General features: G+C 57.3%; 21 protein-coding genes and 1 tRNA gene. 13 read left to right on the top strand and 9 right to left on the bottom strand.

The features are described from left to right. Positions 1 to 228 precede the first annotated feature (228 nt). Positions 229 to 1017, bottom strand: coding sequence for a DUF2989 domain-containing protein (locus tag QUE41_RS12625; protein ID WP_286339384.1), 789 nt, complete (start codon positions 1015 to 1017; stop codon positions 229 to 231). 222 nt (positions 1018 to 1239) lie between these two features. Between QUE41_RS12625 and QUE41_RS12620 the strand changes: the two genes are divergently transcribed. Then, a complete protein-coding gene (locus QUE41_RS12620) occupies positions 1240 to 2667 on the top strand; it encodes a glyceraldehyde-3-phosphate dehydrogenase (protein WP_286339383.1) in 1428 nt (475 codons plus the stop codon). A gap of 72 nt (positions 2668 to 2739) precedes the next feature. Here QUE41_RS12620 and QUE41_RS12615 read toward each other — a convergent pair whose 3' ends face one another. The 5 genes from QUE41_RS12615 to QUE41_RS12595 all read right to left on the bottom strand — a co-directional run bounded on the left by QUE41_RS12615 (position 2740) and on the right by QUE41_RS12595 (position 4822). Next, positions 2740 to 3069: a TusE/DsrC/DsvC family sulfur relay protein gene (locus tag QUE41_RS12615; RefSeq protein ID WP_286342942.1), complete on the bottom strand. Its 330-nt coding sequence runs from the start codon at positions 3067 to 3069 to the stop codon at positions 2740 to 2742. Positions 3070 to 3071: 2 nt separating this feature from the next. Further along, positions 3072 to 3359 carry a sulfurtransferase complex subunit TusB gene (gene tusB / locus QUE41_RS12610; protein ID WP_286339382.1) on the bottom strand — a complete coding sequence of 96 codons (288 nt, stop codon included), beginning with the start codon at positions 3357 to 3359 and terminating at the stop codon, positions 3072 to 3074. Then, positions 3356 to 3712, bottom strand: coding sequence for a sulfurtransferase complex subunit TusC (gene tusC, locus QUE41_RS12605; RefSeq protein WP_286339381.1), 357 nt, complete (start codon positions 3710 to 3712; stop codon positions 3356 to 3358). Before tusC ends, tusB begins: the two co-directional genes overlap by 4 nt. Continuing rightward, a complete protein-coding gene (tusD, locus tag QUE41_RS12600) occupies positions 3712 to 4101 on the bottom strand; it encodes a sulfurtransferase complex subunit TusD (protein ID WP_286339380.1) in 390 nt (129 codons plus the stop codon). Before tusD ends, tusC begins: the two co-directional genes overlap by 1 nt. Before the next feature lie 64 nt (positions 4102 to 4165). Continuing rightward, a complete protein-coding gene (locus tag QUE41_RS12595) occupies positions 4166 to 4822 on the bottom strand; it encodes a Bax inhibitor-1/YccA family protein (RefSeq protein WP_286339379.1) in 657 nt (218 codons plus the stop codon). Between the two features lie 407 nt (positions 4823 to 5229). Between QUE41_RS12595 and QUE41_RS12590 the strand changes: the two genes are divergently transcribed. From QUE41_RS12590 to QUE41_RS12570, 5 genes are all read left to right on the top strand, one after another. Next, on the top strand, positions 5230 to 5610 hold the full coding sequence (locus tag QUE41_RS12590) for a nuclear transport factor 2 family protein (RefSeq protein WP_286339378.1): 381 nt from the start codon (positions 5230 to 5232) through the stop codon (positions 5608 to 5610). A gap of 13 nt (positions 5611 to 5623) precedes the next feature. Next, on the top strand, positions 5624 to 6094 hold the full coding sequence (locus tag QUE41_RS12585) for a GNAT family N-acetyltransferase (RefSeq protein ID WP_286339377.1): 471 nt from the start codon (positions 5624 to 5626) through the stop codon (positions 6092 to 6094). Between the two features lie 93 nt (positions 6095 to 6187). Next, a tRNA-Ser gene (locus QUE41_RS12580) sits at positions 6188 to 6278 on the top strand. Between the two features lie 432 nt (positions 6279 to 6710). Continuing rightward, on the top strand, positions 6711 to 8798 hold the full coding sequence (gene fusA, locus QUE41_RS12575) for an elongation factor G (RefSeq protein ID WP_286339376.1): 2088 nt from the start codon (positions 6711 to 6713) through the stop codon (positions 8796 to 8798). A gap of 138 nt (positions 8799 to 8936) precedes the next feature. Beyond that, positions 8937 to 9614: a nitroreductase family protein gene (locus tag QUE41_RS12570; RefSeq protein ID WP_286339375.1), complete on the top strand. Its 678-nt coding sequence runs from the start codon at positions 8937 to 8939 to the stop codon at positions 9612 to 9614. Here the strand turns inward: QUE41_RS12570 and QUE41_RS12565 are convergent, their stop codons facing one another. Together QUE41_RS12565 and QUE41_RS12560 are read right to left on the bottom strand one after the other, a co-directional pair. Beyond that, positions 9615 to 10532, bottom strand: a complete 918-nt coding sequence (locus QUE41_RS12565) for a LysR family transcriptional regulator (protein ID WP_286339374.1) — start codon at positions 10530 to 10532, stop codon at positions 9615 to 9617. It lies immediately after the preceding gene. A gap of 146 nt (positions 10533 to 10678) precedes the next feature. Next, a complete protein-coding gene (locus QUE41_RS12560) occupies positions 10679 to 11893 on the bottom strand; it encodes an OmpP1/FadL family transporter (protein WP_286339373.1) in 1215 nt (404 codons plus the stop codon). 651 nt (positions 11894 to 12544) lie between these two features. Between QUE41_RS12560 and QUE41_RS12555 the strand changes: the two genes are divergently transcribed. From QUE41_RS12555 to QUE41_RS12525, 7 genes are all read left to right on the top strand, one after another. Continuing rightward, the gene (locus QUE41_RS12555) at positions 12545 to 14068 is read left to right on the top strand and encodes a reductive dehalogenase (protein WP_286339372.1); all 1524 of its coding nucleotides are present in this window, start codon (positions 12545 to 12547) and stop codon (positions 14066 to 14068) included. A 10-nt stretch (positions 14069 to 14078) separates the two neighbouring features. Then, positions 14079 to 14357 (top strand): VcrB family reductive dehalogenase putative membrane anchor, encoded by a 279-nt coding sequence (locus QUE41_RS12550; protein ID WP_286339371.1) that lies wholly within the window; start codon positions 14079 to 14081, stop codon positions 14355 to 14357. 60 nt (positions 14358 to 14417) lie between these two features. Continuing rightward, positions 14418 to 15641 (top strand): FMN-binding protein, encoded by a 1224-nt coding sequence (locus QUE41_RS12545; RefSeq protein ID WP_286339370.1) that lies wholly within the window; start codon positions 14418 to 14420, stop codon positions 15639 to 15641. A gap of 2 nt (positions 15642 to 15643) precedes the next feature. Further along, positions 15644 to 15817 carry a hypothetical protein gene (locus QUE41_RS12540; RefSeq protein WP_286339369.1) on the top strand — a complete coding sequence of 58 codons (174 nt, stop codon included), beginning with the start codon at positions 15644 to 15646 and terminating at the stop codon, positions 15815 to 15817. Further along, positions 15814 to 16437: a hypothetical protein gene (locus QUE41_RS12535; protein WP_286339368.1), complete on the top strand. Its 624-nt coding sequence runs from the start codon at positions 15814 to 15816 to the stop codon at positions 16435 to 16437. The genes QUE41_RS12540 and QUE41_RS12535 overlap by 4 nt, the downstream gene beginning before the upstream one ends. Continuing rightward, positions 16421 to 17167: a LuxR C-terminal-related transcriptional regulator gene (locus QUE41_RS12530; RefSeq protein WP_286339367.1), complete on the top strand. Its 747-nt coding sequence runs from the start codon at positions 16421 to 16423 to the stop codon at positions 17165 to 17167. Before QUE41_RS12535 ends, QUE41_RS12530 begins: the two co-directional genes overlap by 17 nt. A 67-nt stretch (positions 17168 to 17234) precedes the next feature. Then, a complete protein-coding gene (locus QUE41_RS12525; RefSeq protein WP_286339366.1) occupies positions 17235 to 18887 on the top strand; it encodes an isovaleryl-CoA dehydrogenase in 1653 nt (550 codons plus the stop codon). Positions 18888 to 18926: 39 nt separating this feature from the next. Here the strand turns inward: QUE41_RS12525 and QUE41_RS12520 are convergent, their stop codons facing one another. Next, entirely contained in the window at positions 18927 to 19709 is a 783-nt protein-coding gene (locus tag QUE41_RS12520; protein ID WP_286339365.1) for an SDR family NAD(P)-dependent oxidoreductase, read from the bottom strand. Positions 19710 to 19915: the final 206 nt, after the last annotated feature.

Genomic DNA, 19915 nt, shown 5'->3' with positions numbered 1-19915 from the left:
CCTGTCTCATAACTTTAATAACTGTGGTTAATTTACAACAATGAAGCCGGTGGTCAAGGGTGACGACGCAATAATTTGCTGTATTTGGGTAAATGTTACGACACATCAAGTTTTGACAGCTTAAAGCCTAGTACACAAAGGGCTAAACCGTGGTGAAGATCACGTTAACCCTCATGGCTCTGTGAGCAAGAAATCATCATTTGGCCTGAAAGGGCAAAAGAAATTTAATTACAGATTTAGGCTCTCTGGCTTAAATTTCCCCTCTTCCAGCAGTTCGTCGATCTGCTCCGCTCTCTGGTCCAGTTTGCTTCTTTTTACTCCTGCTGAGTTGGCCAGTAGCCTCAGCCTCTGCTCGTTCACCAACTCAGGCTGGTGACGGGATATCAGCTTGGCAAACAGGTAGGCCTGGGCGGGCTGGTCCAGATTCATGTACTCCTGGGACAACTCCAGGTAGGTATCGATGGAGGGGTAGGGCAGGTCATTCAGTGTATCCAGAAGATAATCTACGGCTTTCTGAGGGTTAGCCCTTGAGTAGTAGGAGGCAGCGAACTGCTTGAGCTCCACGGTATCGAGCTCGCCATTGCGCTCGGACTGCAGGAACTGGCCCAGAGCCTGGGTGTCGTTCATTCGGGTCCAGCGATAGAAGGTGATGTAGGGCGAGTTGTCTCCGCTGGTGCTGTTTTGCAATTTCTTCAGCGACTTTTGCGAAGAGATATAACTTTCGATGCGAGCCGTTTCCCTCTCTTTGGCCACGATGCGATTCTCGATCATGGTGGCCTTCTCCATGCACTTAACGTAATTCTCCAGTGCAATGAGCTCGTTATACAGGGTGTGTCTGTCTGATTCCTTATGCTCGTAGCGGGTCCAAATCACCTGTGAACGCTCTTTGACACACCACCCGGTCAGGGCGACGTCGGCGCACATTTGGGGGTTGCTCTCGCACACCTCCTGCAGGGTGAGCCGTGTGTCACAGGCGGTGAGGGGTAGCAGCAGTGCCGCTAAAGCAATTACTCGCATTGTGTAAACTTACCAAAAATTTTCTCAATTACAGCGGTAAACCGCCATTTTGTCTAATTAAATTACGGGTTTAGCTGGCTGGAATCAACCTGATGATCTTCTGTAGAATACCGCCAGCTGGCCAACGTAGCCACGTAATCTGTACCCATTTCATGGTCTTTTGACTTAGTCGACATTATAGGTCCTAAGCTGTAGATCATGCCTAGAAAGGATTTGTCCCAAATGACCGCTGACAAGCATCTGAAAAGCTGGCAAGAACGTTTTGAAATGGCGGAAGCGATGCAGCCCCTTATTGGCAAGCTGTACCGCAACCAGGGCATCGAAGTGCTGGTGTATGGCAAGAGCCTGCTCAACGCCTCCACCATCGACATCATCAAGATGCACCGCCTGGTTCGCAAGCACGAGGGCGACAAGCTGCGCCTGCGTGAGAGCTTCCCCTTCCTGGAAGCCCTGAGCAAGCTGGACGTTAAGTATGCTCGTGTCGACCTGGGCAAACTGGCCATCAACTACTGGCGCAACCACAGCGATGGCAGCGAGATTGAAGCCTATGTTGCCAAAGAGATGGCGCCTGCCTCCAATCAGGAAGTTGAGCAGCGTGACGTGGTTCTGTACGGCTTTGGCCGTATCGGCCGTCTGCTGGCCCGCCTGATGATCGAGCGTACCGGTGTGGCCAACAACATGCGTCTGCGCGCCATCGTGGTGCGTGGCGGTCGTGATGGTGACCTGGAGAAGCGCGCCAGCCTGTTGCGTCGTGATTCCATTCATGGTCCTTTCAACGGTTCCATCGAAGTGGATGCCGAAAACAACGCCATCATCGCCAACGGCACCTACATCCAGGTGATCTACGCCAACAGCCCAGATCAGGTGGATTACACCGAGTACGGCATCGACAACGCCCTGGTGGTGGACAACACAGGTATCTGGAAGGATGAAGAGGGCCTGGGCCTGCATCTGAAGTCCAAGGGGACTGCCAAGGTGCTGCTGACTGCCCCTGCCAAGGGCGACATCAAGAACGTGGTATACGGTGTAAACCAGGCAGACATCCTGGACGAGGACCTGATTGTGTCCGCCGCTTCCTGTACCACCAACGCCATCACCCCTGTGCTGAAGGCCATCAACGACGAGTACGGCATTCGCAATGGTCACGTTGAAACCGTTCACTCCTACACCAACGATCAGAACCTGATCGACAACTACCACAAGGGTGACCGTCGTGGCCGTAGTGCACCGCTGAACATGGTGCTGACCACCACAGGTGCTGCCAAGGCGGTGGCCAAGGCTCTGCCTGAACTGAAGGGTAAGCTGACCGGCAACGCCATCCGCGTTCCTACTCCTAACGTTTCCATGGCCATCATGAACCTGAACCTGGCCAAGGAAACCGACCGCGATACCTTGAACGAGTACCTGCGTGAAGTGGCCCTGCACTCCAACCTGCAGAGCCAGGTGGATTTCACCGAGTCCACTGAGATTGTGTCTACCGACCTGGTGGGCTCTCGCTACGCTGGTGTGGTGGACTCTCAGGCCACCATCGTGGACGGTGACCGCGCAGTACTGTACGTTTGGTACGACAACGAGTTCGGCTACAGCCGTCAGGTGATTCGCGTCATGAAGAAGATGCTGAACCTGACCACGCACGTTATTCCTGCCTAAGGGATAATCAGATGAAAAAAACCGGCGCATGCGCCGGTTTTTTTGTGCCTGACAAGCCTGGTGTAAACAGGGTCAGATGCAACGCGCAGGCTTGGGTAAGCCGGCGATCTTGGTGGCCTGTTTGGCCGGGCCCTTGGGAAACAGCTTGTAGAGGTACTTGGAGTTGCCTTTGTCCTCTCCCAGCTTCTGCCCAATCGCCTTGACCAGCACCCGGATGGCGGGGCTGGTGTTAAACTCCACGTAGAAGTCGCGGACAAAGTTGACCACTTCCCAATGGGCGTCGGAGAGTTCAATCCCCTCCTGCTCGGCCAGAATTGGCGCCATCTCAGGCTGCCACTGGCTGGAATCGAGCAGATAGCCCTGTTTGTCGGTGGCGATCTCCTGGCCATTAAAATTCAACATCATTACCACGCCTGTACTTTCTCAAACTCCAGCGTCAGCTGGACAAATCTATCGTAGTCGACCACCTCAATGGGGGCATTCACCCGGGAGTTCAAGCCTCGGGCCTCAAGATCTTCCTTGAGTGCATAGCAGGGGTGATCAGATAGCTGCTGTTGCCACTGTGGCAGTGTGGCAGCGATGACGGCATCCTGCATCAACAAGATGCCATCACCCGGGGTCAGGGTGCGTAGCATCAGGGTCAGCCCGTCGGAGTCGGACGGGGAGCGGGATTGGGTATGGAGTACGTTCAAAATGTCAGTACCTGTTCTGTTTGGTTCAACGCCAGGGCAAAGTCGTCTTTGTCGGCCACTTCTACCTCTATCAACAGGTCCTCGCCGTTCAACCCCCGCTCTGCCAGGGAGGTGGCGCAGACCCAGATCTCTTCCACATCATAGAGGGGCAGGGCCTTGAAGGTGGCGATGTAATCGCGCCCCTCGATGGCGCCAGGCTGCTGGTCCTTGAGCAGCTGATAGACTCCGTCGCCGCAGAAGAACAGCCGGGTTGGGATGTCGTAGCTGGCTCCGAGCAGTGCCAGGTCCAGCGCCTCACGGCCTCGGGGGGTGCCATGGGGGGCCCGGGTAAATAGGATTCCTAACTGTTTCATCAGAATTGCACCGTTCTGTCCACCTGCTGCATGGTAGTGACCAGCTCGCCCAGGCCACCCAGGATAAAGGGGGAAGCCAGGTTGGCACTGTCCAGGCCGCCATCCTCGGCGGCTTCTGCATCGATGATGCCCCGGCGCAGCCCGGCTGAGACGCAACTGACCAGGGGCACCTGATGCTCTCGATGAAGGTCCAGCCAACGCTGTGACAGGTCCAGCTCGTCGCTGGCGGGCATCAGCATGCGGCTGGCATTGAGCACACCGTGCTGATAGAAGAACACCTGCTCAAGGCGGTGTCCCTGTGCCAGCAGGGTTTCACAGAATTTCAGGGCAGACCAGGCTGACTGACTGCCGTAGGGTTCGCCATTAACGACGACTAGAAAAGAACTCATTTCGGATTCGTAACCAAAGAAAAAGGCCCCGACTTGGGGCCTTAGTGTATCTCAAACAGTGCGCTTAGTCGTCGCTCATGCCCAGCAGGCTCAGCAGGCTGACAAAGATGTTGTACAGCGAGACGAACAGGGTCACGGTGGCGTTGATGTAGTTGCGCTCGCCGCCGTGGATGATGGCGCTGGTCTGCATCAGGATGGCACCGGAGGAGAACAGGATGAACAGGCAGCTCAGGGCCATGCTCAGGGCCGGGATCGCCAGGAAGATGTTGGCAATAAAGGCGGCGATGATCACCCAGAAGCCCGCCATCATCATGCCGCCCAGGAAGGACATGTCCTTACCGGTAACCAGCACGTAGGCAGAGAGGCCGAAGAAGGTGAGGGCGGTACCGCCCAAGGCCATCAGCACGACGTCGCCCATGCCTGCACCCAGGTACATGTTTAGGATTGGGCCGATGGTGTAGCCCATAAAGCCGGTCAGGGCGAACACGGATACCAGGCCCATGGCACTGTTGGCGGTGCGGCTAACCAGGAACAGCAGACCGTAGAAACCCGCCAGAACAATAAAGATGTTTGGTCGTGGCAGCTCGAGTGCCATAGTGACACCGGCGACCGCAGCTGAGAAAGCCAGGGTCATGGCCAGCAGCATATAGGTGTTGCGTAGAACTTTGTTGACCTCGACGCCGGTGGAGCTGGCGACGGTTTCAAAACGTTGGGTCTGCATGTGGACTCCTTCTTTGTGGCCCGTTTCTGACAGGTTAGAGCCACCGATTCCTGAAAAGTTTAACTCTACAAGCTGATATGGGAATGGGGCAACGGTTTTTCAACCAATTTAGTAACAAAACCACTGCTGTGGCCAGTGGTTAGACGTTGGTTTCGGAAAAACCGTTACACAATTATGGCTTACCCGACCCTTTCGGGCTCGTTGACGATTTATGACAAAACTTCTACCTTAGGCGGGTTAGCCTTCCTGAGTCGAAGGCGGCCGCTAGGCAAACAGGTCCGTCAGAGACCGCCGGGTGCCATTTCACCTGATTTGTACGGTTTCATACCGAGTCGATTGGTCAGTTGCCATTGGGCTGACCATCATTGGGCTGGGTATTTTACAGGTTAAGGATTAACTCACTCACTATGGATACTCTAAGCATCGCCCTGGAGCTTGAGCCCCACCTGATTGCCCTGGAAAAAAGGCTGTTTGTTCCCGCTACGCGGCGCAGTCGCGAACTGCTCGCCTTTCTGATTCATAAGGATTTTATTGAGGTGGGAGCGTCCGGGCGCGAATTTGGCCTGGATGAAGTGCTTGTGCGCTTGCCGCAAGAGGACTCCTTTGGTGTCGAAGCTCAGGAGTTCAGGGTCAGGCAACTTGCTCCGAATCTGTGTCAGGTGCTCTACAACGCCAAGCTGACCCGGGGGACCGTGGTCAGCCACTCCCGGAGAAGTTCTCTGTGGACCCTTGAGGATCATCGCTGGCAGATGATTCATCATCAGGGGACGCCTTGTCAGCCGTTCTGAGGCATTTGCTCCTATGAGTGACCAGATTGTTCGCCCATATCGCGCGGAGGATGCCCAGGCGCTTACGGACATCTTCTACGACACCATTCACCATGTTGGGATTGAGCACTATACCCGGGCTCAGGTAAACGCCTGGGCGCCATTGCCAAAAGAGTACCAACGCTGGCAGCAAAGGTTGGCTCAGTGGCCCCCTATGGTTGCCGAGCTCGATGGTCAGGTGGTGGGCTTTATTACCCTCACTCCCACAGGCCATATTGAGTGGACCTATACACACCGAAACTATCAGCGTCAGGGGATTGCCTCCAGGTTGTACAGGCACCTGGAACAGCAAGCACATCAACTGGGATTGAGTCGATTGACCGTGGATGCATCCCGTTTTGCCCGCCCCTTTTTTGAGACCAAAGGGTTTGTGGTTGTTCGGGAGAATCAAACCCTTCGCCGGGGTGAAAAACTGCAGAATTGGCGTATGGAAAAGCGCCTCTAGGAAGTCAAACCATCTGAAGGGCAGATCTTTTGTCAATCCCGCTGGATTCAGGGGTTTACACCGGCCGATCCTTTCACTATTATTGCCGCCACTGGAGAGATGGCTGAGTGGTTGAAAGCACCGGTCTTGAAAACCGGCAAGGGTTAATAGCCCTTCTAGGGTTCAAATCCCTATCTCTCCGCCATATTTCGTTCAACCCGCCTCTGAGGCGGGTTTTTTCGTACAACTCGCACTCTGCGAGAGAGTCAAGGTCTGAAGTCGCAGCAGCGAACTGACGATTTAGGATTGTCACAAGGGTGTGCGAGACTCAGTCAACGGCAGCAAAAGCGGAGCTCGGCTCCCTGTGATGCCGGGGAGAGGCAACTTGGCGTTGCTCACCCTGGTGAAGAGGCTAAAGATTCCGGTCCCGAATCCCCGTTGGCATTGATGAAGTGGGCTATAATTCGGTCGGCTAAGTCAGGCTTCCCAAACGACGTCGGACGTGAGTATTCCTACCAACAGCTTGTGATAGGCGATAACTGGCGAAATCATTTCGCTAAGTGCGTATCTTTTGGTTGCAAAAGTGGTATACTCCCCCGCCGAAAAGTGACAACGATTGTTTTTTCAGAGTAAAGCAATGACTGATTTATCAAAATACAGAAATATCGGTATCTTCGCGCACGTTGATGCCGGTAAGACCACCAGTACCGAGCGTATCCTGAAGCTGACCGGTAAGATCCACAAGACCGGTGAAGTGCATGACGGCGCCGCCACCACTGACTTCATGGAGCAGGAAGCTGAGCGTGGTATTACCATTCAGTCTGCTGCTACTACCTGTTTCTGGAACGATCACCGCCTGAACATCATCGACACCCCCGGACACGTTGACTTCACCGTTGAAGTTTACCGTTCCCTGAAGGTTCTCGATGGTGGTGTTGGTGTATTCTGTGGTTCCGGTGGTGTTGAGCCCCAGTCTGAAACCAACTGGCGTTACGCTAACGAATCCGAAGTAGCCCGTCTGATCTTCGTGAACAAGCTGGACCGTATGGGTGCAGACTTCTACCGCGTTGTAGGCCAGGTGAAGAACGTACTGGGTGCGCGTCCCCTGGTTATGACTCTGCCTATCGGTATCGAAGATGACTTCAAGGGCGTTGTAGATGTACTGAGCCAGAAGGCTTACATCTGGGACGACTCCGGTCTGCCTGAGAACTACGAAGTAGTTGAAATCCCTGCCGAGCTGCAGGAGAAGGCTGCCGAGTACCGCGAAGAGCTGATGGAAACCGCTCTGGAGATGGACGAAGACCTGCTGATGGAGTACCTGGAAGAAGGCACCGAGCCTTCCATGGAGCAGATCAAAGCCTGCATCCGTAAAGGTACCCGTGACCTGGTGTTCTTCCCCACCTACTGTGGTTCCGCCTTTAAGAACAAAGGTATCCAGCTGGTACTGGACGCGGTAGTTGACTACCTGCCTGCTCCTACCGAAGTAGACGCTCAGCCTCTGACCGACCCAGAGACTGGTGAGCCTACCGGTGAAGTAGCCACCGTATCCGCTGACGAGCCTCTGCGTGCTCTGGCGTTTAAGATCATGGACGACCGTTTCGGCGCCCTGACCTTCATCCGCATCTACTCCGGTGTTCTGGAAAAGGGTATGACCATCCTGAACTCCGCCACCGGCAAGACCGAGCGTATCGGTCGTATGGTAGAGATGCACGCCGACGAGCGTACTGAACTGACCCGCGCTCAAGCTGGTGACATCATCGCCGTAGTTGGCATGAAGAACGTGCAGACCGGTCACACCCTGTGTGATCCTAAGCACGAGTGCACCCTGGAGCCCATGATCTTCCCTGAGCCTGTAATCTCCATCGCTGTTGAGCCGAAGGACAAGGGTTCCGTTGAGAAGATGGGTATCGCCATCGGTAAGATGGTTGCTGAAGATCCTTCCTTCCAGGTTGAGACCGACGAAGAGTCCGGTCAGACCATCCTGAAGGGTATGGGTGAACTGCACCTGGATATTAAAGTAGACATCCTGAAGCGTACCTACGGCGTTGAGCTGGAAGTTGGTCAGCCTCAGGTTGCTTACCGTGAGACCATCACCTCCGCCATCGAAGACAGCTACACTCACAAGAAGCAGTCTGGTGGTTCCGGTCAGTTCGGTAAGATCGACTACCGCATCAAGCCTGGCGAGCAGGGTTCCGGCTTCACCTTTGCCTCCACTGTTGTGGGCGGTAACGTGCCTAAGGAATTCTGGCCTGCCATTGAGAAAGGCTTCCGTGACATGATGGATACCGGTCCTCTGGCTGGCTTCCCTGTTCTGGACGTTGAAGTTGAGCTGTTCGACGGTGGCTTCCACGCGGTTGACTCCTCTGCAGTGGCCTTCGAAATCGCCGCTAAAGGCGCATTCCGTCAGTCCATGCCTAAGTCCGGTCCTCAGCTGCTGGAACCCATCATGAAGGTGGACGTGTTCACTCCTGAAGATCACGTTGGTGATGTTATCGGTGACCTGAACCGTCGTCGCGGCATGATCAAGGACCAGGAAGCTGGTGCTACCGGCGTACGCATCAAGGCAGACGTACCTCTGTCCGAGATGTTCGGTTACATCGGTCACCTGCGTACCATGACTTCCGGTCGTGGCCAGTTCTCCATGGAGTTCAGCCACTACGCACCTTGTCCTGCTAACGTTGCCGAAGAGGTAATTGCAGAGACCAAGGCTAAGAACGCCAAGTAATTCTTGAGTTCTTTCCTAAAGCCCCGGCCCAGTGCCGGGGCTTTTGTTTTTCTGATACATAAACCTTGTGCACGAAACTTGTTCATTCCGATCCAGGTGTTAGCATTAGTCTATTGAGCTTTCACAAGGAGTGAGTGCATGCAGCCCCACGACCGTATTCCCCTCGATGACTTTGTCGAATATGACGCTGATGAGATGGTTCAGCGTTCCTCCGAGCATCTGGCACACCTGCGCAGGCGCCACTCCATTCGCAGTTTCTCGAATCGTGCTGTTCCCCAGGAGGTGATTGAGAATTGCCTGCTGGCCGCTGGCAGCGCCCCCAGCGGTGCCAACCACCAGCCCTGGCACTTTGTGGCCATCAGCTCTGACGAGGTGAAAAAGCAGATTCGAGAGCATGCAGAGCTTCAGGAGCGGGGGTTCTATGACGAGAAGCGAGCAGGGGAGGAGTGGCTTAAAGCCTTAAAACCTCTGGGCACCGATGCCAACAAACCCTATCTGGAGATCGCTCCCTGGCTGATTGCGGTATTCAGCAAGAAGCGGGGCGGGATGCACGATGATGGGGAGACCACCAACTACTATGTGCATGAGTCGGTGGGCATCGCCACCGGATTTCTGCTCAATGCGCTGCACACCAGCGGCCTGGCGACCCTGACCCACACCCCTAAGCCGATGAGCTTCCTCTCCAAGGTGTGTGGTCGTGGTGACAATGAGCGCCCCTATATGCTGATTGTGGCGGGCTACCCGGCTGAGGGGGCCACCATCCCCCTTCATGCGACCCACAAGAAGTCCCTTGAGGAGATCTCTAGCTTCCTGTGATCACATCTGGGCCGGGGCAGGCTTGCCCAGCAGTTGACTGTCCCTGGCCATCTCGATAAACAACCTCAGTCGCTGGTTTTCAAAGGGGGTTCTGGGGTAGATGGCCCACAGGGGGCCAGGAGTGGCATGGCGGCCCTCAAACAGGCGCACCATCTCGCCGCTTTCCAGGTACTTCTCGCAGCAGAAATCCGGTAACCAGCAGATGCCGTGACCCAACAGGGTCATCTGCAGGGCGGCTTCCGCCTCATCCAGCATCAGGTTGCTTTTGACCTGCAGGGTCTTCTGCTGCTCTCCATCTTGCCAAAGCCAGTCTCCATCCTTGAAATCGGTGTAGTTGAGTACCACCAGATCGTGGTCGGCCAACTCGGTGATGCTGTCAGGGACCCCCTTTCGCTCCAGGTAGTCGCGACTGGCGTAGAAGTCCCTCTGGGTCAGGGAGAGGGGCTCATTGATGAAGCTCTTGTCCTCCAGGGGCTTGGTGTTGAACATCAGATCCACATCGAACTTGGTGGCATCTGGCGGTGACCAGGTGGACTTGAGCTCCAGATCGATGCCCGGGTAGGTTTTGACGAAGCGGGACAGTACCGGGCCGGCAATGACCCGGTTGAACAGGCCCAGGGCACTGACCCTGAGTCGGCCTACAGGCTCGCCGCTGGCGCTCTTCATCTGCTCGGTGGCGGTTTGCCAGTGCTGCTCGATGTTGAGGCTGTGTTCCAGGAAGGCTTCTCCCTCTTGGGTCAGGGACAACTGACGGGTGGAGCGCTGAAACAGGGTGACGCCCAGGTGGGCTTCCAGCTGTTTGACCCTGCGGGTAACGCTGGGTCTGGGCAGGGAGAGGGAGTCGGCGGCTCGGGCAAAGCTGCCCAGGCGGGCAATCTGGTTTACCAGGCGAATGTCATCGAGAGTCACTTGATGCATAGAGGGACAACTCAGAAGTAGTTGGTTAATGACACAAAGGGTATCAGTGGATGAAACGCTGCCCAAGGGTTGGAGCAGATTTCTCGGGCCATTATTGCAGTTTCCCCCAGCATCGGTTCGGTGCCGGGGGGAACTGTGTCTTGCCTTTAGAACCTGTGTGCCAGCCCCAGGCTCAGGATATGCACATGGGCTTCTGAGTGCCCGGATACCGTCTGGCTGAAGGGTTGACCGGCGACTGGGTCAAATCCTTCGATGGCCTGATTCACTTCGATGTCGCCCAGATCCAGGTACTGGTAGCTGAGGTCCAGCTGAGTGCTGGGGGTCAGGGCCCAGCTCAGGCCAGCGGCGTAAGCGATTTGCCGGTCCACCGGTGGGTCCAGCTTATGGTTGGCCTTGGACATGGCGGACTCGTCGTAGGCGATGCCGGTTTTTAGCGTCAGCGTAGGGGAGACCTGATAATGGACACCCAGGGCGCCGCTCCAGGCGTCCTGCCAGTTGCGGGGCACCAGGATGGTGGGACCATTGTCGTGTTCAATCAGGCTTCGGTCCATATCAGACCACTGGGCCCACTCGATGTCTGCCAGCAGGCTGAGAGCCGGTGTGAGCTTGTGCTCCACGCTCAAGGTCACCAGGTCCGCCAGATTAAATTGCTGGGTGGCTTTATCGTGCACCGGTCCCATAGGGGTGGACATGGCGGTGTCGCCCCGAAGCTGGTGCTCGACGCCGGCCACGTAACGCAGCCCCAGGCTGGTGTGTTGCCAGGGGCGGTAAAGCAGGCCCAGGGCCCAGGCCAGCTCGGTGTCGTCCAGCTTCAGGGTTTCTTCGGCGTCGGGGAAGGGATCCAGGGTCAGCTCCCAACTCATGTAACTGACGCCCAGACTGGCTCCCACTGACCATTGATCATTGATGCGGTAGCCCAAAGAGGCCTGAGCGACGCCGATCATTACCTCCACCGATTCGATGAAGTTGGATCCCACCCAGTTGTCACCAAAGTCGGTGGCGCCCCCGGCCGGGGAAGCCAGGGCCAGTCCGAAGCCCCAGTCCTCACCTAAAGGCTGACCATAAAACAGGGAGCCGCCGCCGCTGAGTCCCACGCCATAGTCGGTGCTCTTGCGTCTGTGTTCATAGTCCGGGTTGGTGCCGGTTGAGCCCTGGTCATGGAAGGTGAAGCTGTCCTCAATCAGCAGCAGTGTGCCCTGAACCTCACGCTGCTGCAGATAGGCCAGGCCTGCCGGGTTGTTGAAGGCGGCACCGGCGCTGGTGTCGGTGGCTCGTCCGGCACCTGCGCTGCCCAGATAGGCGGATGCGGTGTCGTCACGCAGGATGCCACTGGCTTGCGCAGACAGTGAAGTGGTTGCCATTATCATTACCGCAATAGTGCTGAGCCGATAATTCATATATCCCCCTTATATATTTAAGGATTGTTTTTTGTTGGTGTAATTATTTGCAGCGGACTATATCTCTGCCGGTTTTATTAATGGTATGAGTTTTCGGCAATTTCGTGAGAGTGAACAAATTAATTTCAATTTGTTGATCTCACTATTTTCATCAACAAAAAACTCTATTCCACTTTTGATAACAGCCCTTGGGGCGTAGAGGCGTTCCGCCAGCAAAAGCATTTTGATAATGAGGGCGGTGATGGAATGAGTTTTGTCTTTGCTCTAGTGTGCAAACTATTGTTGATATTGGATTTTACGGCAAAGTGTTAGCCGTATCCCAGAATTGACAACTCATTGGCCTGGCAAGGGAGTCGGGCTGGAGCGGCTAACCCCTTTTTACGAAAGGGTTTTTACGGGATTTACTCTTATGTAATTATCAATAGTGAAATACTGAGTTGTTCGGCATGGTCTATTTGAGTCGGGTTGTCTTCACTATTATTGGTTTGAAGCTGACACGTCCGAAATAATTCACGCATCTTTTTTAACGGATTTATTTCGGCCTGGAATATGAGAAAAACCATGACTGAAAACAGAAACCAGGAAAATTCCCGGTCCTCTAAGGATCATGAGGGTTTGTTGGAAAACCCTGAGCGACGTAAGTTATTTAAACGTGCCGCCATTGGTGGAGGCGCCGTACTCGCCGCGGGCCTGGGTGCCTACGGTGCCGGACGGGCGTCCATTGAAGGTAAGATAAACGATCAGTGGCCCATTCTGGCCGATGATTTCAAACCCTTTCCCGGCGAAAGCCACATGTGGTCCTATGCCGGCAGCCCCTTCCTGATGATGCGCCACCCGGAGCGTAACGAACAGTTCGGCCGGCTGGTCAAGGACAATCCAAACTACAACTTCCAGTTGCAGGTGCCGCGCTTTGAGCAGAAGGGACACGACAACTCCCGGCCGGGCTTTACCCAGCTCGACCGTTCCCTGTCCCATGCGGCATGGTGCCCACCTCACAAGTGGGATCTGCGTCTGGGGGCCATGGGCGTGCCGGACACCACCTGGTTCTCCTGGGATCAGTCTGATGTCGAGCACGAGCAGTATGAGTTCGCCTCCAAGCAACAGGCCGCCAACGCCATCCGCAGTGCCGCACGGCTGTTCGGTGCGGCCCGTTGCGGCATCGCCAAGCGGGACAAGCGCTGGGATTACGATCCTATCTACCATGCCGGCCCCACGGTGGAGATGTTCGCCGAGATGGATCGTCGCGGCGTCAGCAAGATCACCGACCCTCAGGAGATGGGTAAGGCGATGATGGCCGCCCTGGAAGAGTTCAAGCCGGTCGAGAAGCAGCTCTCCTGGGAGAAGGACTTTCCGTTTGAGCCCAAGACGGTGATCGTCATGGCGGTGCCCATGGATTACGACAACCTGGCCACGGCACCGACCTTTACGTCCGGTGGTACGGTTGGCGACGGCTACACCAAGATGGCGACCCTGGCGTCGCAGATGGCCAAGTTTATCCGGGGTCTGGGTTATCACGCCGTGGCCTCCGGCAATGACCTGGGCAACTCTGTCGCTTACGGCATCGCCGCAGGCATGGGTGAGGGCGCCCGTAACGGCCAGCTGATTGTCCCCGGCTATGGCCCTCGCATTCGCCTTTGCAAGGTGTACACCGACTTTGAGTTTGTCGAGCACGATCAGCCGCGTACCTGGGGTATCGAAGACTTCTGCAAAACCTGCAAAAAGTGCGCTGAGGCCTGTCCCTCCAAGGCTCTGCCCATGGACGAGGACACCACCTTCACCTTCGTCGGAGAGCACTCGGAGCAGCCGGGCTACAACTGGAACAACCATGAAGGGATCAAGAAGTTCCACGTCGATTCCAAGCGCTGTTTCGATTACTGGATGGAGAGCGACGGCGACTGCGCGGCCTGCAATGCGGCTTGTACCTTCAACGAGCCGGACTTCTGGCACCACTGGATGATCGTGGCCGCCAACCCCTTCGTGCCCTCCACCCTCCACGGGGTGATGTCGGAGATGCACCCCGCCTTCGGCTATGGCGCCACTCAGGACCCCACCAAGGTGGCCAAGTTCTGGAACACAGGTGAAGGGATGCGAGTGAACCCCACCAACCGCAACGTATTTGGCGCCGTCGGCCGCTCATAAGGAGGACAACATGGAATTAATCGAGTTTTTCATCATGGGGATCCTGTTCACCCTGGGGGTGCAGGGGATGGCCTACCTGTCGGTTAAGGCGCAGCTGCCGGTTGTTGCCTGGGTAGGGATGATCACCGGAGGCCTGATGTTTCTGTTCGGCATCGGCTGGGCGGGCAGCTCCTTTATCGAGAATGTCCCTCAATCCGGTGCCCTGGGTCTGGCGGCGTTCTGCATGCCCGGGCTGCTGCTGATGGCCTTCATCTGGCGCAAATACGCCCCCAAGGGTGCACGCCTGTAAGCCTCAGTTATTGGCCGTGCCCATCATCCTCGGGCACGGCCCTTTCTCTCAGAGCGAATTATGAGTAAGAGACAACAGATCCCCACCTCCCTGATACGCCTGACAGCCTGGTTGAGTCTGGCCCTGGCGTTCGTGGTGGGCCAACTGGGTAATCAACCCGACTATCCGGCGCTGCTGGCCAAGAGCTTTCCCGGCGCCCAGTTGGTGGAGCAGGCGGATAACAAAGGCGGTCCGGTGGTCCTCGAGTGGGTCAATCGCCAACAGGATCAACCTCAGGTGGTGATCCTCGGAGAGGGGCAGGGCTACGGCGGCCCACTGCAGGTGGCGGTGACCGCCAGCCGCACCGAGGAGGGCGCGCGGGTTCACGGCGTCCACCTGATCGATCATAGGGAGACCCCTCCCTATGTCGAACGGCTGGTCAAGAAGCAGTTCTTCCGTCAGTTCGCCGGTGCCAGTGTCACCGATGACTTTCTGCTCGACACGGACATCGATTCCTTTTCCGGCGCCACAGTCACAGCCCGGGGCGTCAGTCAGGCGCTGCGAGGATCTCTGCATCTGGGCGCGGTAAAACATCTGGGGCTGGAACCCAGCTGGACTCCGGACCCTTGGGTGTTCGGATGGGAGGAAGCGGGCATGCTGCTGCTGGCTCTGGGGGCCGTGGCGGTCAGCGCCGGTGGGCGAAGCAAGCCGATGAGCTGGCTGAAAACGGCGCTTCCCCTGGTTTCCCTGCTGTTTGTGGGGTTCTACACCAACGCTTCCATCAGCATCGGCAGCCTGGGCAGCATACTGCTTGGCTACCTGCCCAGCATCAAGCAGCACCCTATCTGGTGGATCTTGATGGGCACCATAGTGCTGGGTGTGGTGTTGATGGGTCGAAACCTCTACTGCAACAAGCTGTGTCCCTATGCCGCGGTGCAATCGCTGCTGCATAAGATCACCGGCATCAATATGAAGGCACCCAGGTGGCTGAACAAGCATGGTCGCAGTCTGGTTCTGGGGATGATCTGGGCCTCTTTGATGCTGATCTTCCTGTCCCGTCATCCCTCCATGGGGGCTTATGAGCCTTTCTCGATGATGTTTGCCCTGGAGGGGGTTGGCTTGCAGTGGTACATCCTGCCGCTTTCCCTGTTCGGTGCCTGTTTCGTACCGGATTTCTGGTGTCGCTACTTCTGCCCCGTGGGCCTGACCATCAATGAGTCGGTGAAACTGCGGCGCAAGTGGGTCAACCGGTTGAGCCAGCGTCGGCGCTCCGGCCAAGCCATCGTCGTTCAAACCAAGGAGTAATCATGTCCAGAGCGAAATCCCGGGGTGACGCTCACCCCATCACCCAACTGCTCAGCGCGGTCACTTTGGCGCTGGTGGTGCTGTTCTTCGTGGGGGCGGCCGACTCCATTGTTAACGATGGTGTGCTGAGCCGTTTTGCACAGCAGCTTGGCTGGACGGCGGAGCGAGCGCAATGAGATACGGACCGGAGCGTTGGCTTGCCTGTCACCACTGTAGCGGTGCCCTGAGGTTTCGTGCACTTCTGCAGGTGGACGCCCGGTTGGCCCAGTTGTGGAGCGACGGCTATGTGGACAGTCCCTCGGTGCCCGAGCAGCCTCTGGTGGTGGCCTGTGGTCACTGTCAGGGAGCGGTATGGCTGCCTGAGCTGGCTGATGCTCCATGCTGCGATGGGGTGGATTATCGCGCCCTGACCGAGGAGGAGCTGTGGACCCTGGCAGAGGCCTTTGGGGAGGCGCCTTCCGAGCATCAACTTCATGTGAGGCTGAGGCTCTGGCAACTGGCCAACCACCGTCATCGCCGCGGTGAGTCACAGGTGATCTGGAGTGACCGTGAGCGCCATAACCTGGAAAAGATTCTGAGTTTGCTGGATCTCTCCTGTACCACCGAGGTGATGACGGCGGTCGAGGTGTCGAGGCAGCTGGGAATGTTCAATCAGGCGTTGGGGCTGCTGGTCAGGCTGGAGGGAGAGTTGCCAGCGGCCCTGGTGACTGAAGTTGAGCAGAGGCTCAAGGACCGGGATTCCAGGGTGTTCTGCTTCAGAGCCAATGGGGAGGCCGGCCATGAGCGCAGTGGCTAAACCGCTACAGGAGGCGGGCTGCGATCATCGCAGGCTGCAACAGATGCTCGCCGCCCTCAATGAGCAGCTGGGCCTGGCGGGGATATGGTACTGCTACGACATCGACCACCCGGGTAAGTGGCGTAAGAGGGTCAAAAGCAGCGATAAGATGATACGCAGCTTCGTTCGTCGCCGCCGCCTGTTTGCCAGCAGCGGCGCCGCGGCGGAGCTGTGGCAGCAGCAGATGAGTCACTACCAGGGGTTGGGTCATATCCTGGAAGGGATCTGGAATCAGCAGCGTTACTTCTGGCCCATGCGCGAGTTGCCGTTGGTGATGAGTCGCCGTTTGTCCAAGGCTGGGGTCGAGGCGCTGGTGACCTTTACTGTCCCTTGCCCGCTTTCCCCTGAGTTCCGCGGGCGATTCACCCTGCTGTTGCCGGACAGCCAGTCTGTGGCTCAGCTCATCGCCACCGCAGAGATGGTGCAGCGGCAGTTGCAGGAGCTGCAGGTTCGAATTGCCCTGGAGTTTGGGAAATCCATCAATCCTCTGGTGGATTACAACATCGTCAATCCATTGTCCGCCTACATCCTCGGCCTGTTGGCGCAGGGGCAGGACAGAGAGCAGGTCTCCGCCCAGCTCAGGCTGACACTGCGGGGGGTGGATTACCACGTCAGCGTGCTCAAAGAGCTCCTGGAGGCCAGGAACATCGCCCAGCTGGTGTATCGGGCGGGGCAGTGCCAACTGATCTGATTTGCTTTACCCGGCGGGCTCTAAACGCTAGTTTAAATGTTCAACAATTGAGCAGGGAGAGCCGTTGATGAACCATCCTACTGGGCCGGGCGCCCCCACCCATGAGGTGTTTAACCAGCCGCCGGCGCTGGAGAATCACAACCTGTTTGACACCGATACCCCGCTTAGGGAACTGCTGGCCAGGGAAGGGGGCAGTTGGGGCGAGGAACGGGTTCGACACCTGGGTGCCATCCTCGGACAGAGGGAGTGGATTGCCCGGGGGTTTCAGGCCAACGAACAGACGCCCAGGTTTCACAGCCACGATCGCTTCGGGCATCGCATCGATCTGGTGGAGTTTCATCCCGCCTATCATGAGTTGATGGACCTGGCGGTGGACTCTGGCCTGCCCACACTGCCCTGGACCCATCCTCAACCCGGCGCCCACGTGGTGCGTATGGCTCTGAGTTACCTCTACAGTCAGGTGGAGGCGGGCTCCGGCTGTCCATTAACCATGACCTTTGCCGCGGTCCCTCCATTGCAAAAACTCAGCCCCCAAGCCGGTCAGTGGCTGCAAAAACTGCTTCATGGCCGTTACGACCCGGCCAATGCCCCCATAGAGCAGAAGCAGGGGGTCACCATAGGGATGGCGATGACCGAAAAGCAGGGGGGCACGGATGTGCGGGCCAACACCAGCCGCGCCGATGAGGTTGATGGCGAGTTGTATCGCCTCACCGGCCACAAATGGTTCTGCTCGGCGCCCATGTGCGACGCTTTCCTGGTGCTGGCCCAGGCCCAAGGGGGGCTCACCTGTTTCCTGATGCCCAGATGGTGTCCGGACGGCAGTAAGAATGCGCTGCAGATCCAGCGCCTTAAAGAGAAGATGGGCAATCGCTCCAACGCCTCCTCCGAGATAGAGTTTCGCGATGCCTTGGCCTGGCGGTTGGGGGAGGAGGGCCGCGGTGTGGCCACCATCATCGAGATGGTGGCTCTGACCCGCTACGACTGCATGATTGGCTCCAGCGCCCTGATGCGCCAAGCGGTGGCCCAGGTGACCCATCACATTGCCCATCGCAGCGTCCTTGGCAAACGCCTTATCGAGCAGCCCTTGATGCAGAATGTGGCCGCGGATCTCTGTCTGGAAGTGGAGGGGGCCCTGGCGATGACCGGCCGGGTGGCACGGGCCCTGGACAACCAGGCCAGTGAAGCGGAGCGGCTGCTGGTGCGCATCACCACCGCCGTAGGCAAATACTGGATCTGCAAGCGGGCCACCAGTCAGATCGGTGAGGCCCAGGAGTGTCTGGGGGGCGTCGGTTATGTGGAGGAGAGCATCCTTCCCCGGCTCTATCGGGAAGCGCCAGTCAACTCCATCTGGGAGGGCAGTGGCAACGTTCAGTGCCTGGATCTGATGCGGGCCATCTCCAAGACGCCAGCGGTAGCCGAGGTGTTCATGGAGGAGCTGGGACAGGCCCGTGGGGGCCATCGGCTCTACGACGCTTATCTGGACAGGTTGGGGTCTATGGTGACGGATCTGGGGGACATGGAGTATCGCGGCCGGGCAGTGATGGAGCGCCTGGCCCTGGGATTCCAGGGAGCCCAGCTGATTCGCAGCGGCAATGAAGTGGTGGTGGACGCCTTCTGCCGCAGCCGGCTGGAGGAGAGTCATGGATACTGTTTTGGCAACCTGCCCAGTGGCATCGATTGTCGGGCCATCATAGAGCGGGCCCGGCCTCAGTCAGGCTGATACCTCAGGGCCCGCATTTGCGGCCCTGTTTGGCCAGTGCTAGGCGGTTTTTTCCATCGCCCTCTGGGAGAGGGCGAGTACCCACTTGCGAGGCAGCAGCGGCACCACCCAGTTGAGCATGAAGCTCAGCTGACGTTCGTTGATGGCAACCAGTTCGCCCTTCATCATGGCGTCGTATCCACACAAGGCCACGGACTCGGGCGTCGCCGCTTTGTCGAAGATCTCCACCCCTTCCAGGTTACCTCGCCTGACAAAGCCGGTGTCCACCGCGCCCGGACACAGGGCGGTTACGGTGACGCCACTGCCTTCCAGCTCCTTGGCCACCGCCTGAGAGAAGGAGAGCACGAAGGACTTGGTGGCGTAGTACACCGCCTGCAGTGGGCCCGGCATAAAGGCGGCGGTTGACGCCACGTTGAGCACTTTGCCATGACCCCGTTGCACCATGACCTGCAGATAGCAGTGGGTCAGAGAGGTGAGGGTGGCCATATTCAGCTGCATCATCGCTTCATCCTCGCCGAGGTCGCGCTGATGGAAACGGCCGTGGCCGCCGAAGCCGGCGTTGTTGATCAGCAGCTCTACCTCTATGCCCAACGCTTCGGTGGCTTCAAACACCCGCTGGGCCGAACCGGGTTGGGAAAGATCCTCTGTCAGCACCCAGACCTTGATGCCATAGTCTCGCTCGAACTCCTCCTTGAGTCGGTTCAGGGTAGATTCGCTGCGGGCCACCAACACCAGGTCGCCACCCTGTTGGGCATGGTGACGGGCCAGTTCTGTGCCGATGCCGCTGGAGGCTCCGGTGATAAGGGCGATGTTCTGACTCATGATTCTCTCCTGTGCAGTTGATGGGGCCAGTCTATCGGCGGCAGCGTTTTCGGGCATTGGCCGATGGTGACAACCCATTTGCCATGGGTGACAGTGTGATATTTACTGCAATCTGGTGCGCACAAGGAGCCAAGTCGCCAATGTCGCATTTAGGCGGTGACATCCGGCTAAGGTATTGTTGTAATTGAATGCATTCCGCCGGAGTG

Origin of the sequence: Ferrimonas sp. YFM (assembly GCF_030296015.1) — a bacterium.
GTDB lineage: Bacteria > Pseudomonadota > Gammaproteobacteria > Enterobacterales > Shewanellaceae > Ferrimonas.
This window is presented reverse-complemented; position numbering and strand designations above follow the sequence as displayed.